The organism is Brevibacillus invocatus (assembly GCF_003710915.1).
GTDB classification, from domain to species: domain Bacteria; phylum Bacillota; class Bacilli; order Brevibacillales; family Brevibacillaceae; genus Brevibacillus; species Brevibacillus invocatus.
Genome location: NZ_RHHR01000046.1, coordinates 15372 through 29315, shown reverse-complemented (window position 1 = coordinate 29315; position 13944 = coordinate 15372). Strand labels below are relative to the sequence as shown.

Here is a 13944-nt window from a genome sequence, read left to right as displayed (position 1 = left end):
AAGGGATTCCAATGATCGATAAAAATCTGTTTAAGAATATTTGTCTCCATATAACGATTTTACCAACAAATAGAGGGACTTGCGCCCCTCAAAATTATATACTTTCCTATATAGTTAGAAAACTTGGCTACGCCAAGCTTTTGGCGGAGCCTTAGTTGCACTTATACTATCTTCCGCTAATCTTTTTAGCGCTTTAGCGCACTTAAACTTTCCGATAGTACCAAAAAACCCAGCACCTCGTGTGCTGGGCTTTCCTGTATGACGGCTTGTTTAAGTCTAGCTTACGTCTCTGAAATCTTGCCTATTCACCTTTTTTCTCCAGAAACCACACCTTGCTGATCAGACCTTCTTTCACCTGATAGATTGCCACTGCCTGGAATGGCTCGCGGTTATCACGACCGGAAACTTCCTCCAGATCGATGACAAAGTCGCCGAATACAATCCGATTTTTCAACGCTGCATGATTTTCTGGATTTGCCTGAAACATTTTTGCGTATCGTTCTTTTAGCTCTTCTTGGCCGCTGACAAAGACGTCTCCGCTGGGATGGTTCATTAACTGGACATCATCCGTGTATGTGGATGCAAAGCCTGCTACGTCTTGTTTGTTGTAAAAATCGAGCTGCTCCTGGACGATTTGTTCCGGTGTTTTGGCTGCTGACACGGATTTCTCCCCTTTTCATAGAGTGCGTTTCTTCTATTATACTTTTGACTGGAAGAAAGGAGGTAGATCCTTCTACTTGGCGTCATGAAAAATAATGCCCAGACTATACCGCGTACCTGAGGTGATGGTACTGACACCATGCCGAAGAGTCGTTCTGTAGAATCCACGCGTACCCGATACAGGTCGCTGCGTGGTTGGAAAAACCAGCCCCGCACCTTGTTCCAATGTTATGACATGGCCTCGGCTTTGCGCTCGCGGCCGTTGTTCGACAAGCAGAAACTCACCGCCTGAATAATCCACTTCTCTTTGATTCAATACAAAGACAACCTGGAATGGGAAGTACACTTCACCGTACAAATCCTGATGCAAGCAATTGTAGCCCCCTGCTTCATATTTCAGGATCAATGGCGTTGAACGCACCTGTCCTTGCTGATGGCAATGGTCCAGGAATTCTCCCAGAGAGGCAGGATACACCGCCGTATGGCCGAGCTGTTCAAGCCAACGATTTGCTGTCTTGGCCAGCTCGGGGTAGAACCCTTCACGAAGCTGTTGCAGAATGTTTGGCAGCGGCGCCTGATAGTATTTGTACTCACCCATGCCAAAGCGATATCTGGACATGTCGATCGTACTGCGGAAAAGAGTCGGTTGGTCATAAGTGCGGATGATATCCTCGCATTGCTCTTTGTCCAATAAGGGGGGAATCTTGGCAAAGCCCTGTTCGTCCAGTGCTTGCTGCAAGGATTCCCACTCCAGAGAAGCGATGCGCTCCGAAAGGCGGTTAGGCATGGAGCGTTCTCCTTCCCACAGCAGAACTTACCTTTTCCAGCTCCAGTAACCTGGTCTTCATCTCCAATCCTCCGCGATAGCCGGTAAGCGAGCCACTTTTGCCAATCACCCGGTGGCACGGGATGGTGATCAAGAGCGGGTTGGCACCAATGGCGGCTCCGACTGCGCGTACGGCGTTGGATCTTTTGATGCGATGGGCAATATCGGTATAGGTTTGGGTTTGTCCATACGGAATCTCGCTTAGCGCATTCCAAACAGCGAGCTGAAAAGGCGTGCCGTGCACATCGAAAGGTACGGTAAAGCTTTTGCGCACACCCTGAAAATACTCCGTCAGTTCAGTCCTATACGGTCTGCACGCTTCATCATCCGGCAACAAGGCACTGCCGGGAAAGTGCGTCTTCGCCCAATCTGCCAGCTCATCGAAGGGTTGATTCTGTGAACCGACATAGCAAAGCCCCTGGGAGGTTACCCCCAAATAAATCATCCAGTTCTCGTACACCAGCATCGACCAGTAAATCACTGGGTTGGTTTGGCCGTTCATTGCGGTACACCTCCACGGTATGGTTTCACCGACAGTATACCCCTTCGGAAGGCGGTTTGTACGTATTTGCGAATGGATTCGCAAGATAGTGAAAGGCCAATCATAATGGATCACATCACATACCTTTTATCCGTTCTGGCTTCCAGTACAACAGCGCCGCTTTAAAATGATGCACATATGCTGGTTTGCCATCGACCCAGACGAGGTATTTTCGCAGGATTTCCTCTGCCTTTTTTCGATCGTACTCCGGCTCCATGATGGCACGGAGATTTTGTTCGATGAAGTTCTCTTCCGTATCGTACACATACGTTTTCTGCAAATCGAGAATCTTGCAATTCACATCTATGCCCAATTCGTAGAGTAGATTCGTCAAGTAGATATAGTCTCTTCTCGCAAAACGGATGCGATAGCCGAGCGTCTCGTGAAGCTCCCAATAGTGAGGCTTCTCGGGTCCACTTGTCATGCCGATGACCGCCAGACGACGGGCAGCATTGTTCATATGGACCAATGCTTGATCAATTTCATGCATCCGATAGTAGCAATTCACCCCAAAAACCACGTCGTGGCTTTTATGAAGAGAAACCTCTTCCCATTTGGCATGGATAAAGCTCATATTGGAGAGAGCTTTGGCTTGCGCACCGTGAGCCAAATATTCCAGCACACTGGAGGAGCTGTCTACGCAAGTGAGCGCCTTGGCTTTCTGCGCCGCTGCGAAGGTGTAATTCCCCCATCCAGGTCCGATCTCCAGCACCTCATCCTCCGAACTGATCAAAGCGAGCAGTTCCTCGCAAATCGTGGATATGTAGCTATCAGGCTCGTCCTGAATGGATTTATCCTGCAAAAACTGATTCCAAAACTTCTCTTCCAGGCCATCGTCCGTCATCCGCTGCGGCAGATTGCCCTCCCAATTTTTCATTCCTTCCTGCCAGAGCGTTTTGAAGTCCATCGAAAACCTGACTCCGTGATTCATCTTTCAACTCCACCTTTCTTTACACCAAGACGGGACGAATCGCTGTCATTTTCATCCCGCAGCTCCCTTGCTCGATCTCCACATGTACGCCATAAACCTGCTCGATATGGGCAGGGGTAAAGACCTCTTCTGGCCTGCCGGCAGCAAAAACCTCCCCCTCTTTGAGCAGAATTACCCGATCCGAATATCGTGCGGCCAGCTCGAGATCGTGCAGGATCAGCACGACCAGTACCTGCTGTTCACGGGCCAGCTGGCGGAGCAGCTCCAGCACTTCCAGCTGGTAGCGGATATCCAGAGCAGACGTGGGTTCATCCAGAAGCAGTACTTCCGGCTCCTGGGCTAGAGCGCGGGCGATCAGCACCTTTTGCCGCTCCCCACCGCTGCATTCATCAATGAATTGCTCACTCAATCGGGTCAGCTGTAGTCGGTCCATGATCCGCTCCACAATCTGCAAGTCCTGGTCGGTAACTCCCCACTTGATATACGGTTTTCGTCCCAGCAGTACAGTCTCCATCACGGTCAGGGGAAAACCGGTGGACGAATGCTGAGGAACATAGGCTTGCTTTTTTGCCAGTTCGTTAGCAGCGTACAAGCGGACATCCTTGCCGTCTGTCCAGACTGCTTTTCTGGGCGGAGACAGAATGGAGGCCATGCTTTTGAGCAAGGTGGTTTTGCCTGCTCCATTGGGGCCAACGATGCTGACAACCTCTCCCTTGGGCAGCTCCATCCGGATATCCTTCAGAATGGGCTTTGCTCCAAATTGAACAGACAGCCCTTTTATTTGCATGAACATACTTTTTCCCCTCCTCTACGCCCAGTAGTCCCTGCGTTTTTTCACCAGCAGATAAATGAAAAAAGGTGCGCCAAACAACGCTGTAATGATTCCTACCGGGATCTCGACCGGGGACAGCAGCATGCGAGCAGCCGTATCCGACAAGAGCAGCAGCAGGGCCCCCGCCAGACAGGAGCAAGGCAGCAAAAAACGATAATCCGTTCCGATCATCATCCGGCTGATATGCGGGGCTACCAGCCCGATAAATCCGATGATGCCCGTGAAAGCAATGGTCGTGGATGCCATCAGCGTGACCACGAGCAGGCACACCCAGCGGATGCGTTTGACTTTGACGCCAAGCGTTCTCGCTACTTCCTCTCCGGCTCCCAAGGCGTTGAGGTCCCAGGCGTACTTGATCAAAACAGCCAGTGAAACCAGCACCAGCGGGAGCAGCATCTGCAATACCTGCCATTTTGCCCCCCAAAAGCCGCCCATCAGCCAAACAACCAAATCCTTTAACGCCTCGTTGTCGGAAAAGTACTTCAAACTGGATACGCCAGCCGAGAATAATTGCCCGATCGCCACACCAGCCAGGAGCAGCACCGTAGTCGAGCTGTTTTTCAGTCTGGCAATCCCATACACGATCAGAACGGCCAGACAGCCGAATACAAAAGCATTAAGGGCAATCAACCATTGCCCGGATAAGACGAGATTGATCCCAAATACGCTCGCCCCTGCCACGATCGCCAAGGCTGCTCCAAAAGCAGCTCCGCTCGACACGCCCAACGTAAACGGATCGGCCAGCGGATTGCGCAGGAGCGCCTGCATGATGGCTCCGGCACAGGCGAGCGAGATTCCGGTCACGATCGCCATGACGATACGTGGCAAACGCACTTCATAGACGATATAGGCGGTCATTTCATCTGCCGGTTGACCGAATAAGATGCCCAGCAAGTCTATTAGCGGTATTTCTACAGCTCCTCTGCTGATCGCATAAAGCGTAGAGATGACCAACAGCAGCAGCATTCCACCCAACAATAGCAGCTTGTTTCTGACGCTTCCCTGATAGATTTGCGCGATTCGCGGCTCCATCGGCAGCTTTCCCGTTCGTTCTGCTTTATTTCGCATCTTTATAGGAATAGGTCCAGATTCCTTTGTACGGTACACCTAGCCAATTTTCATAGTATTCTTTTGCGTATTGCTCTGGATCGACGTCTTGGAATCGTTCCGGATACAGGTTTTTCGCCAGCTGCAAGGTCCCGATGTAACGCTTGTCCGAACCTACAAAATTGGTGTAGAAAAAGTAGATTTCCCGATTCTGACCAGCTTTGAGCTTGGAAACGGAAGTGCTTTTCATGATATTTTCCAATGCGTCCTCGAACGGTTGGGTCTCTTCTGTTTCATAGCCTCCGAGCCATGTGCCGTGCAAGGTGATGACTTCCGGGTTTCTTTTCAAAACGTATTCTTCGTCCACCATGATCGTGGTCGATGTCTCCGCTGGATTCCACTCCAGATCTTCTGCCACATCCTTACCACCCGCGAGAATAGTTGCGTATCCTTCTCCGACTCCAGGCTTTCCGCCCAAGGATTTGCTGGGAAAGATCCGATAGCCGCCGTTGGAGTTGAGGAAGCCCGCCGATAGTGCGATGACCGATTTTTTCTCCTCTTCCTTCAAGTCCGCCACCCGATCAGCCAGCAGCTGTTCAATCGACTGCTTCCACTGTAAAAACGCTTCTGCCTTTTCCGTTTTGCCGAATATTTTCCCGAGCAGACGCAGCTCCTCGTCCATCTGCTCCGGCAGGTAGTTATTGATGCGAACGACCTTGATTCCGGCAGGCTCCAGCTTCTCTTCCAGCGTCTGATCCGGCCGGTTCGTATAGGCAAAGACGAGCTGTGGTTTCAGGCTCAAGATCAGCTCCAGATTGACCTGCTTGGTCTCGCCCACATCCGGCTTGCTCTCATATCCCAGATAGGAATTGTTTTTGAGCGTCGTGTCGCCTGTAGCTACTATTGCTTCCTCTGCTCCCAAAAGCTTGATCGCTTCGGATGTATTTCGATTGATGACGACTGCCCGCTCAATAGGCAGTGTCAGCGTGATTTCTTTCCCAGCAGAATCCTGGAACGTGAGTACTTCCGGCTCCTTGAGCGCTGAGGACGCGGGCTCCTGTTTTTGTGGTGCCGACTCCGGCTGCGCGGTGGGAGTGGGAGCAGCTGCGCAGCCTGCTGTCAAAAGCATCATCGCGAGCATGAATATCAGGAATGGTCTCGCTATGTACCGATTCGATTGTATGGCTTTCATCCTCGTTCTCTCCTCTTTCTCTACTTTTGCTTGCCTTCTGCCGCCTTCTCATGTGCAGGCACCAGCTCGTTTCGATAGGTATACAGAAGGTGCTCTTCCTGTGGTCGGCCACCCAGCACATGCTCGGACACAATTCGCTTGGCCAGCTCAGGTGTCACGTTTTGGTACCAGACGCCCTGCGGGTAGATCATGACGACGCACGCATTTTCGCAGCGCCCATTGCATTTGGTTCTCGTGGTATGGATGAGGGAATCGGCGGAGCGCAGTTTGATTTCTTCCCGAATCGCCTGCGTGACCTCCTCCCCCTGCTGCTTCATGCAGCTACCGCCATTGCAAATAAACATGTGATGCTTGGTACCGGACAAGTTCCATGTAGTCATGGTAACACTCCTTTTTCTGTATTGGCGGAAATAGAAAAACCCCGTCTTTTACGGACGGGGATGGATGTAGAAGGGATTAGTCGACATCAGCATACATATGGACTGTCAAATCTATCTACATACACCTCTCCTTTCCGCGAAGGTTTTTTGGGTGTGACAGACTAGGTAGGTCTCCTGGCTTTGGATCATCATCCTCTCTCGCCTTCCCCGGCTTGCATGCCGAGTGACATTCTTGAAAGAGAACTCTCCTTTACAGTGGCGGGACCGCTCGGGACTTTCACCCGATTCCCTGTTACCCCTCGCTCTCGCAAGGGCACCTAGCTGCATCGTATGAAATTCGTATTCAGCTACTATTCCCTATTGTTCTTCAAATTCCTGCACGACGGGAGAGTTGGGACTCATGAAGATCCATCCCGAGACGGAGAGAGCTTCGATCTGAGGTTCGTTTCAGAAACATCCTTTGACCTATAAGATACGAGATAAGGCTTTACGCGCAAATGGAGGAAAGTATGAAATCAGAACCTGTTGTTCAATTGAGGAATGTAACCAAAAAAATCGGACTGAAAACGATCATTCATCCGATCAGTCTAGATATCCACAAAGGAAAAGTATTTGGTTTGCTTGGCCCTAACGGTGCCGGTAAAACCACCATCATCCGCATGATCGTCGGATTGGCTTCGATCACTCAGGGTCAGATCACGATTCATGGAGCCAACGTGAAATATGAATTTGAAAAAGCGATTCAGCATGTCGGAGCCATCGTCGAGAATCCCCAAATGTACACCTATCTATCGGGATACAGGAATCTCATCCACACGGCCAACATGCTCCCGCACGTGGATCGGAAGAGGATCAAGGAAGTCATCGCGCTGGTAGGCTTGGAAAAAAGCATCCATCAAAAAGTGAAAACCTACTCGCTTGGAATGAAACAGCGTCTGGGAATTGCCCAGGCCCTCCTCCACCGTCCATCTGTCCTGATATTGGACGAGCCCACGAACGGTTTGGACCCGGCAGGGATTCGGGAGCTTCGCGATCATCTGCGGAAATTGGCGGAGGTGGAAGGCACGGCTGTCATCGTCTCCAGCCATTTGCTCTCTGAAATGGAGCTCATGTGCGACGAGTTCGCTATTATCCAGGACGGGAAGCTGATCGGTGTGAAGTCCTTGGAGGAAATGATGCATCACGACTCCTCGGACGTAACCATTGCGCTGCAGGTTGACGATCCAGAGGAAGCCTATGAGGCCTTGACGACAGCACCTTTGGACATCTCCTGTACCCTGAAGGATCAGACACTGACCGTAAAGCTCGCCAACGACCAAATACCCAGAGTCGTGTTTACGCTCGCACAAGGTGATATCAATATCTATGAAGTGAAGAGGGTCACGCAGACGCTGGAAGATAAATTTTTGGAAATGACGGGGGTCCGTTAAGTGTATAAACTGCTGCGCAATGAAAATATGAAGCTCTATTCCAAATTTGGCACCTGGCTTATGATGGCAATTCTTTTACTGGTCGTAGGTCTTGTCGGTTTGATCAGCAAATACGACGCCCCTCCTCCTGACGTATCACAATGGAGGTCCCATATCGAGCAAAACATCCAGGCCATACAGAACAGCCTCCAGAACGAACGGAATCCGCAAATCGCCAGACAACTGGAAGATCAGTTGAAAATCAATGAATACGCACTGTCTCATGGATTTGTCCCCATCGACTATACAGCATGGAGCTATACAAAAGAAGCGATCTCCATGATCCCTCTCATCAGTCTGTTCGTCATCGTGGTAGCTGGCGGGATTGTAGCCAATGAATTTTCCTGGGGAACGATCAAATCGCTTCTAGTGAAGCCACACAGCCGTTCCAAGATTCTTTTGGCGAAATATATGAGCGTCCTGCAGTATGCCCTGGTTCTGCTTATACTGCTGTTTGCTGCAACTTTCGCCTGTAAAGGACTCCTGTTTGACTTTTCCTACTGGGATACGCCTTATCTGAGCGTGGATGCACAAGGTCATGTACAAGAGGGAAATGTGATTCTCCATCTGTTCGCCACGTATCTTCTGCATTCAGTCGAGCTCTTGTTTGTCGCCACCATTGCATTCATGATTTCCACGATCTTTCGCAATCCTTCACTGGCCATCGGCAGCTCCATTTTACTGCTCGTTCTGGGTGGTCTCGCTACCAATCTGCTGGCTGTAAAGTACGACTGGATCAAGTATTCGCTGTTTGCCAACACGAGCTTGACGATGTATCAGGATGGCACACCACTGATCGAAGGCATGACACTCCCTTTTTCGCTGATTGTCCTCGGCAGCTATTTTGCAGTGTTCATGGTGATCACTTGGACGGTGTTTACGAAGCGTGATATTGTCCGTTAAATGAAAAAACCTCCGCCCCCGTAAGATGCAGGGGTGGAGGCTTGATACTGATTAAACAAAAGCGTTTGCGTCTGTTTTCGGATTTGGTCCGTATTGGTTGTCTTCTTTACCGTCTTGGCAAGCGAATACCAACAGGATGATCGCTCCGATCAACGGAATTAATCCGATGAGGATCCACCAGCCACTTCTTCCGGTATCGTGCAGACGACGTACCAGAACTCCCAAAGAAGGCAACAGAACAGCTAAGGAATAAATGCCAGTTAATACTTGGGTAAGACCAATCATGTTTTCTACGAGAGAAAGAACCAGAGAAATAATGACACTAAACAGTGTAAACATCCAATATTCCTTACGTCTAGCCCTTCCGGAAAAACCTACGTAGTTCTTTAATACTTTCAGGTACCATTGCATGCTATACACCTCCATTCTTTTCCAAATTTTCAAAAGTACCAAGTTATTTTATCATCATTCAAAAGGTAAAAAAACATATTTAGTTATGACTTTCCTTTTTATTTCTAAGGAATCATAGAATTTAGGTCATTGGTATCAGATATTTGAAGTTCTAAGCGGGTATAAGGTGCCGCAGGGTCCAATACCGCCTTGTCCATGTTTGAAAACGGCGATCTGGATTGGGGCGGCTACCCTGCCTTCCATCTGTCTCCTGATGCCATCGGACAAATCAAATCAGAGGGCAAGCTGATCGTAGCTGACAATCCCGGTACGCGAGGTGTCATTTGTAATACAACCAAACCGCCTTTTACAAAAAAGATTCGCCAAGCTTTCTCCTACGCGATCAATCGACAGGAAATCGTCGATGGCATCCTGCAGACAGGCGTGTCTCCTGCCTACGGATGGGCTCCCGTCTCCATGGGTCTGAACCCGGACGGCTACTTCAAGGAGGACACCGAAAAGGCGAAGCAGCTGCTCGCCGAAGGAATGAAAGAGCTCGGCATTGAGATGGAAATCCGAACAGCCGAATGAAAGGTCTATTGCGCCGACGTGCTCGAAGGGAATTTTTAGTTTGGCATTTGGCTATGGGGAGGGTGGCTCTTACTTTAAATATTCGTCTGTAGAAAAGTAGAGCTGCTGGTTCTACAAAAGGAACCGGGCCTCCTTCGACAGAGGAAGCCCGGTTTTTCGTTTGCTTGATTGAGTAGCTGATGCGATTTAGAGTGATGCACTTTCGGATTGCGCTACTTTGCTCTTGCTGCGAGACCAGATGACGACTGGAATCAGCAGCACAGCGAGAAAGCCTCCGGCCAGGGAGAGAGTCGCATAGCTGGCCTGAGCGACAACCATGCCCGATAGTGCCCCACCCGATGCCCCGGCTAATGCAATCAAGACATCGATCGTACCTTGTGTTTTGGCGCGTGTGGCAGGATGAGTGGCATCGACAATGAGTGCTGTTCCACTGATCAAGCCAAAATTCCAGCCCAGCCCCAACAACGCGAGAGCTGTGACGAGCAGCAGCATGGAATCGGCAGGTGCAAGCGCGGCAAGAACCCCGGCGGCTAGCAAAATGACTCCTGATGTATACGACATCACCGTACGCCCAATCTTGTCTACGAGGACACCTGTCAAAAGCGACGGGAGGTACATCGCGCCGATATGGACACCAATCACTAATCCGATCTCACTCAAGCCATGTCCGTGGTGTTTCATGTGGATCGGTGTCATCGTCATAATGGCAACCATCACGATTTGCGTCAAAATCATGACGGCGGCTCCCACAATGATGCCCCGGTTGTTTACAGATCGACTCCCCGCATTCGCGTCTTGTGCGCTTTGAGCCATTTTCTGTTGGTGAGCGATGGCTTTTGCCACCACGAATGGATCAGGACACAGGAATAACAATAGAACCAGACCTGCTAGCGTAAAGGCTGCTGCCCCCAAAATGAACGGTCCCGCCAAAGCCGGAACACCAATGGACATAGCGAATTGGCCCATTACATCGACCAGGTTGGGACCTGCAACAGCACCAAAGGTAGTCGATACCATCGCAATACTGACTGCCGTTGCCCGTTGATTGGGCTTTGCCAGATCCGTGCCCGCATAGCGCGCTTGCAGATTGGTAGCTGTCCCGGCACCATAGACCAGCAGTGACACAAACAGAAGGAAGATATTGCGATCAACCGCGGCCATGACCACCCCGATCGCGCCAATACCCCCAGCTAGAAAGCCTGCCGCGAGTCCTGTACGGCGTCCGAACTGTTGGGAAAGTCGCCCGACAATCAGTGCAGCTCCGGCGGAACCAAGCGTTAACAACGCAGCGGGTATTCCTGCAAAGCTGTCCGTTCCCAGCATATCCTGGGCGAGGAGTGCTCCGACCGTTACCCCCGCAGCCAGGCCTGCGCCTCCGAATATTTGGGACATAACGACGATAAGCAGCGTCCGTTTATACAGCCACCCCTGTTTTTCTGGAGAATTCAAGTAATCTTGTACATCATCACGTCTTCGTGACATCTCTTCGAACCACCTTTTCCATACTTAATGGCTTCATTACTGCTCTAGCAAAGCTTCCTGATTCGCAAATCGATGCCACTCGTGTACGCCCTCTTCGATACGAAACGCGTTCAGGCCCTTCTCTTTCATGATTTCTACTGCTCTCGCTGCCATGAGGCAATAAGGTCCCCGGCAGTACGCCACGATATCCTGATCATCCGGCAATGAAGAAAGATGCTTCTCCAAATCATCGATAGGAGTCGAAACAGCGCCCGGGATATGCGCTTTTTCGTACTCTGCCGTCGGCCTTACGTCGATCAGCAAGACCTCGCCCCTCTCCATCCGATCCATGAGGACTTCCAGCGAAATAGGTTCCATGCTTTTGTGAAGCTGCAAAATATCCCTCTTCATCCTTTGAATCTCGACGAGCTGATTTTCGCCAAGTCGGTGCAGGGATACCATAAAATCAGCTACAGATAAGTCAGCCAGCTCATAGATGACGTAGTTGCCTTTTTTCGTAAATTGAACCAGCCGTGCTTCAAGCAGCGTCTGCAAATGCTGAGATACATTGGCAACGCTCATACCGGTATTTTTGGAGATCAGATCGACTGACTTGGGGCCTTGTGCCAGCAGGTCAATAATTTCCAATCGTTTGGGGCTTGAAAGGCATTTCCCGATACGAGCAAACTCCTGATAAAGCTGGTCCTTCCATCTTCTCTCCATTCTCATGATTCTTATCACCTCAACCATTCAATTGATTGATTGAATTGTTTGTAGTGTAGTGCCCTTCCAGAAAATTGTCAATTTTATAAGTGTGTGTTGATAAGCTGGCTTACACTTACACAGAAAGAAACAGCCACCACAGGGATGCGCCCGTGCCTTTTGGATGCCCAGATCCTGTAGAGTTGCGGCTCTGCCATCCGCGATGCCATAAGAGAAGGTCTGGCTGTCACTCTTGGCATTAACTACTCATTTATCGATGAACCTTCTTTGGAGAACCAGGACATCGTCCCCCTTGATTTGGACATACCCAAACAGCCTGAACTTTACGAACCGCTCCTCCCCTAGTCAGCACAGAGAAAGAAAAAAGCTGCCGAGCCGTCCTCGACAACCTTTCAAGTGAATCTCAGCTATGCAGTCCCCCCTCCAGCCGAGGCCTCGGGCGATAGGGACCGACCGGAATTTGGATCAGACTGGTTTTTCCATGTGCTGCCATCTGATAAAGCTCATCACAGATGTTCACATCATAGCCGAGAAGCGGATGTCCCCCCATCCCGAGTCCTGACGCCGCCAATAGCAATCGCTGCACGAGCATGCCAGCCTCCATCTGCTGAATGCGATGTCCCCTGTATCCCAATGGTTCCCGGAGATAATTCTTCTCCCCTGCCACATGCATGCAGAGTGGAACCTGAAAGAGATTGACATTGTCCAGTGACATCGCTTGTTGCAGAATAAATCGCTGATCTCCCGAGCGCACCTGTCTCAAAACATGGGCATCGCTGTCATAGTAGTAGGCGCCAGCCGGAGTATCTTCCACGTTATACATACAACCGTAGAGTGAAACACGGGATTCGGGACTCTCTTGGTCCTCATCCAGATCATTTTGATAGCGGAAGGAAGAGGTCGCCTCTTTCAATAGCACGGCCAGCTGCTCCAGGCTTACCTTGCCCATCACAAAATCTCTCTCCGGGGAATAACGCTTTCTGCTCGCGGATGCCAGATCATAGGTCATCCGCTTCACATGAGGCAGTTCTACGACGCGCCCTTCTTCATGAGCAGCCTTTGTCTCTCCTCTGATCTGCCGGAATGATCGACTGGATTCGAGTCGGGAAGCCTCATTGATTTGGATCAGCATCGGGTACTCCAGAACCTTCCGCGATCGCACGTAATGATCGTGTCGTAGCTCAACCAGCTCCCGGCACAGATCGGCATCCGTAATCTTCCCGTCTGCGTCCGCCCCCTTGCCAAACCACGTGCTCACTGGCTTCACCGACAATGGCATTACCGCATATACACTTTCTTCCCGTTCCGACAGCCCGAGCAGATGGTTGAGTGCCCGATCGAGAAACTGGAAGTACACCCCTGATTCATAACCAAAGCGTTTGGCTACCTCCAACGCCTGACCCATGAGCACGCCGGCATCCAGTCCTTGCAGACGATAAGCAAAGTTATGATATTTAAAGAAATTTTTCCAAAACATCGTGGTCACAAACACTGCACCAAAGCAGGCGGGCATGTCGCAGCGATTGCCCAGAGCACGGGCCAGATAGGAATCGAAATGACCTTCGCGTACCAACACCAATCGATGGTGCGCCACATCATAATGATAGATTCCTTCCGAGATCCCTGCCGTCTTCATATAAATATAGCACTCACTTGGGTATAGGGCTCCACCGGAGGGAACAAACCGCCTGTACGATTGCAGCGGCGCAACCCCCTGTCCCATCGCGCTCAGGTCGAGAGGAGACTGGCCAAATTGCGCAAGTCCGAATACGTACCAGAGAAAATGGCCGATATCATGCAGGTCAGGCTCCGAAGCTGCCCTCATTCCCTCCAATGCAAGCGGTATTTCCGCAGACAAAGGAAGGACAGGCAAGCCCCGGTACAGCTTATAGGTCAACGGTGCGTCTCCCCAATCCACCTCAAAGTCCATTGGTTTGGTCTGATCCAGGCTAACATGCAAGTTGTGCAAAAAAGTGTCCAGACTCATCCGTACCCCTC

14 protein-coding genes, 1 pseudogene and 1 riboswitch are annotated in these 13944 nt (G+C 50.6%); of the genes and pseudogenes, 3 read left to right on the top strand and 12 right to left on the bottom strand.

Annotated elements, in window-relative coordinates:
• Positions 1-301: 301 nt before the first annotated feature.
• The 8 genes from EDM52_RS21365 to EDM52_RS21330 form a co-directional block, all read right to left on the bottom strand.
• Positions 302-661 carry a nuclear transport factor 2 family protein gene (locus tag EDM52_RS21365; RefSeq protein ID WP_122910955.1) on the bottom strand — a complete coding sequence of 120 codons (360 nt, stop codon included), beginning with the start codon at positions 659-661 and terminating at the stop codon, positions 302-304.
• Between the two features lie 72 nt (positions 662-733).
• Positions 734-1447, bottom strand: coding sequence for a 2OG-Fe(II) oxygenase (locus tag EDM52_RS21360; protein ID WP_122910954.1), 714 nt, complete (start codon positions 1445-1447; stop codon positions 734-736).
• A complete protein-coding gene (locus EDM52_RS21355) occupies positions 1440-1988 on the bottom strand; it encodes a methylated-DNA--[protein]-cysteine S-methyltransferase (protein WP_122910953.1) in 549 nt (182 codons plus the stop codon). Before EDM52_RS21355 ends, EDM52_RS21360 begins: the two co-directional genes overlap by 8 nt.
• A gap of 115 nt (positions 1989-2103) precedes the next feature.
• Positions 2104-2958 carry a class I SAM-dependent methyltransferase gene (locus EDM52_RS21350; protein WP_122910952.1) on the bottom strand — a complete coding sequence of 285 codons (855 nt, stop codon included), beginning with the start codon at positions 2956-2958 and terminating at the stop codon, positions 2104-2106.
• Positions 2959-2977: 19 nt separating this feature from the next.
• On the bottom strand, positions 2978-3751 hold the full coding sequence (locus tag EDM52_RS21345; protein WP_122910951.1) for an ABC transporter ATP-binding protein: 774 nt from the start codon (positions 3749-3751) through the stop codon (positions 2978-2980).
• Between the two features lie 15 nt (positions 3752-3766).
• On the bottom strand, positions 3767-4858 hold the full coding sequence (locus EDM52_RS21340; protein WP_122910950.1) for a FecCD family ABC transporter permease: 1092 nt from the start codon (positions 4856-4858) through the stop codon (positions 3767-3769).
• Entirely contained in the window at positions 4848-6029 is a 1182-nt protein-coding gene (locus tag EDM52_RS21335; protein WP_122910949.1) for an ABC transporter substrate-binding protein, read from the bottom strand. Before EDM52_RS21335 ends, EDM52_RS21340 begins: the two co-directional genes overlap by 11 nt.
• A 20-nt stretch (positions 6030-6049) precedes the next feature.
• Positions 6050-6409 carry a (2Fe-2S) ferredoxin domain-containing protein gene (locus EDM52_RS21330; RefSeq protein WP_122910948.1) on the bottom strand — a complete coding sequence of 120 codons (360 nt, stop codon included), beginning with the start codon at positions 6407-6409 and terminating at the stop codon, positions 6050-6052.
• Between the two features lie 148 nt (positions 6410-6557).
• Positions 6558-6745, bottom strand: a riboswitch (cobalamin riboswitch).
• Between the two features lie 173 nt (positions 6746-6918).
• Here EDM52_RS21330 and EDM52_RS21325 point away from each other — a divergent pair.
• Positions 6919-7839 carry an ABC transporter ATP-binding protein gene (locus EDM52_RS21325; protein ID WP_122910947.1) on the top strand — a complete coding sequence of 307 codons (921 nt, stop codon included), beginning with the start codon at positions 6919-6921 and terminating at the stop codon, positions 7837-7839.
• Positions 7840-8781: an ABC transporter permease gene (locus EDM52_RS21320; RefSeq protein ID WP_122910946.1), complete on the top strand. Its 942-nt coding sequence runs from the start codon at positions 7840-7842 to the stop codon at positions 8779-8781.
• A 51-nt stretch (positions 8782-8832) separates the two neighbouring features.
• Here EDM52_RS21320 and EDM52_RS21315 read toward each other — a convergent pair whose 3' ends face one another.
• Positions 8833-9192, bottom strand: a complete 360-nt coding sequence (locus tag EDM52_RS21315) for a DUF805 domain-containing protein (protein WP_122910945.1) — start codon at positions 9190-9192, stop codon at positions 8833-8835.
• A 177-nt stretch (positions 9193-9369) separates the two neighbouring features.
• Here EDM52_RS21315 and EDM52_RS21310 point away from each other — a divergent pair.
• Positions 9370-9735: pseudogene (locus EDM52_RS21310) on the top strand (ABC transporter substrate-binding protein); the annotation flags it as partial.
• A 213-nt stretch (positions 9736-9948) separates the two neighbouring features.
• Here EDM52_RS21310 and EDM52_RS21305 read toward each other — a convergent pair.
• From EDM52_RS21305 to EDM52_RS21295, 3 genes are all read right to left on the bottom strand, one after another.
• Complete coding sequence (locus EDM52_RS21305; RefSeq protein WP_122910943.1) at positions 9949-11244, bottom strand: MFS transporter; 1296 nt, start codon at positions 11242-11244, stop codon at positions 9949-9951.
• 36 nt (positions 11245-11280) lie between these two features.
• Positions 11281-11952 (bottom strand): ArsR/SmtB family transcription factor, encoded by a 672-nt coding sequence (locus tag EDM52_RS21300; protein WP_183185262.1) that lies wholly within the window; start codon positions 11950-11952, stop codon positions 11281-11283.
• Positions 11953-12349: 397 nt separating this feature from the next.
• The gene (locus EDM52_RS21295; protein ID WP_122910942.1) at positions 12350-13933 is read right to left on the bottom strand and encodes a SagB family peptide dehydrogenase; all 1584 of its coding nucleotides are present in this window, start codon (positions 13931-13933) and stop codon (positions 12350-12352) included.
• Positions 13934-13944 lie beyond the last annotated feature (11 nt).

Coding starts and splice junctions, on each gene's coding strand:
- EDM52_RS21305 (WP_122910943.1), bottom strand. CDS start 11,244: ATGTCACGAAGACGTGATGATGTACAAGATTACTTGAATTCTCCAGAA.
- EDM52_RS21325 (WP_122910947.1), top strand. CDS start 6,919: ATGAAATCAGAACCTGTTGTTCAATTGAGGAATGTAACCAAAAAAATC.
- EDM52_RS21300 (WP_183185262.1), bottom strand. CDS start 11,952: ATGAGAATGGAGAGAAGATGGAAGGACCAGCTTTATCAGGAGTTTGCT.
- EDM52_RS21340 (WP_122910950.1), bottom strand. CDS start 4,858: ATGCGAAATAAAGCAGAACGAACGGGAAAGCTGCCGATGGAGCCGCGA.
- EDM52_RS21355 (WP_122910953.1), bottom strand. CDS start 1,988: ATGAACGGCCAAACCAACCCAGTGATTTACTGGTCGATGCTGGTGTAC.
- EDM52_RS21315 (WP_122910945.1), bottom strand. CDS start 9,192: ATGCAATGGTACCTGAAAGTATTAAAGAACTACGTAGGTTTTTCCGGA.
- EDM52_RS21345 (WP_122910951.1), bottom strand. CDS start 3,751: ATGTTCATGCAAATAAAAGGGCTGTCTGTTCAATTTGGAGCAAAGCCC.
- EDM52_RS21360 (WP_122910954.1), bottom strand. CDS start 1,447: ATGCCTAACCGCCTTTCGGAGCGCATCGCTTCTCTGGAGTGGGAATCC.
- EDM52_RS21350 (WP_122910952.1), bottom strand. CDS start 2,958: ATGAATCACGGAGTCAGGTTTTCGATGGACTTCAAAACGCTCTGGCAG.
- EDM52_RS21330 (WP_122910948.1), bottom strand. CDS start 6,409: ATGACTACATGGAACTTGTCCGGTACCAAGCATCACATGTTTATTTGC.
- EDM52_RS21295 (WP_122910942.1), bottom strand. CDS start 13,933: ATGAGTCTGGACACTTTTTTGCACAACTTGCATGTTAGCCTGGATCAG.
- EDM52_RS21335 (WP_122910949.1), bottom strand. CDS start 6,029: ATGAAAGCCATACAATCGAATCGGTACATAGCGAGACCATTCCTGATA.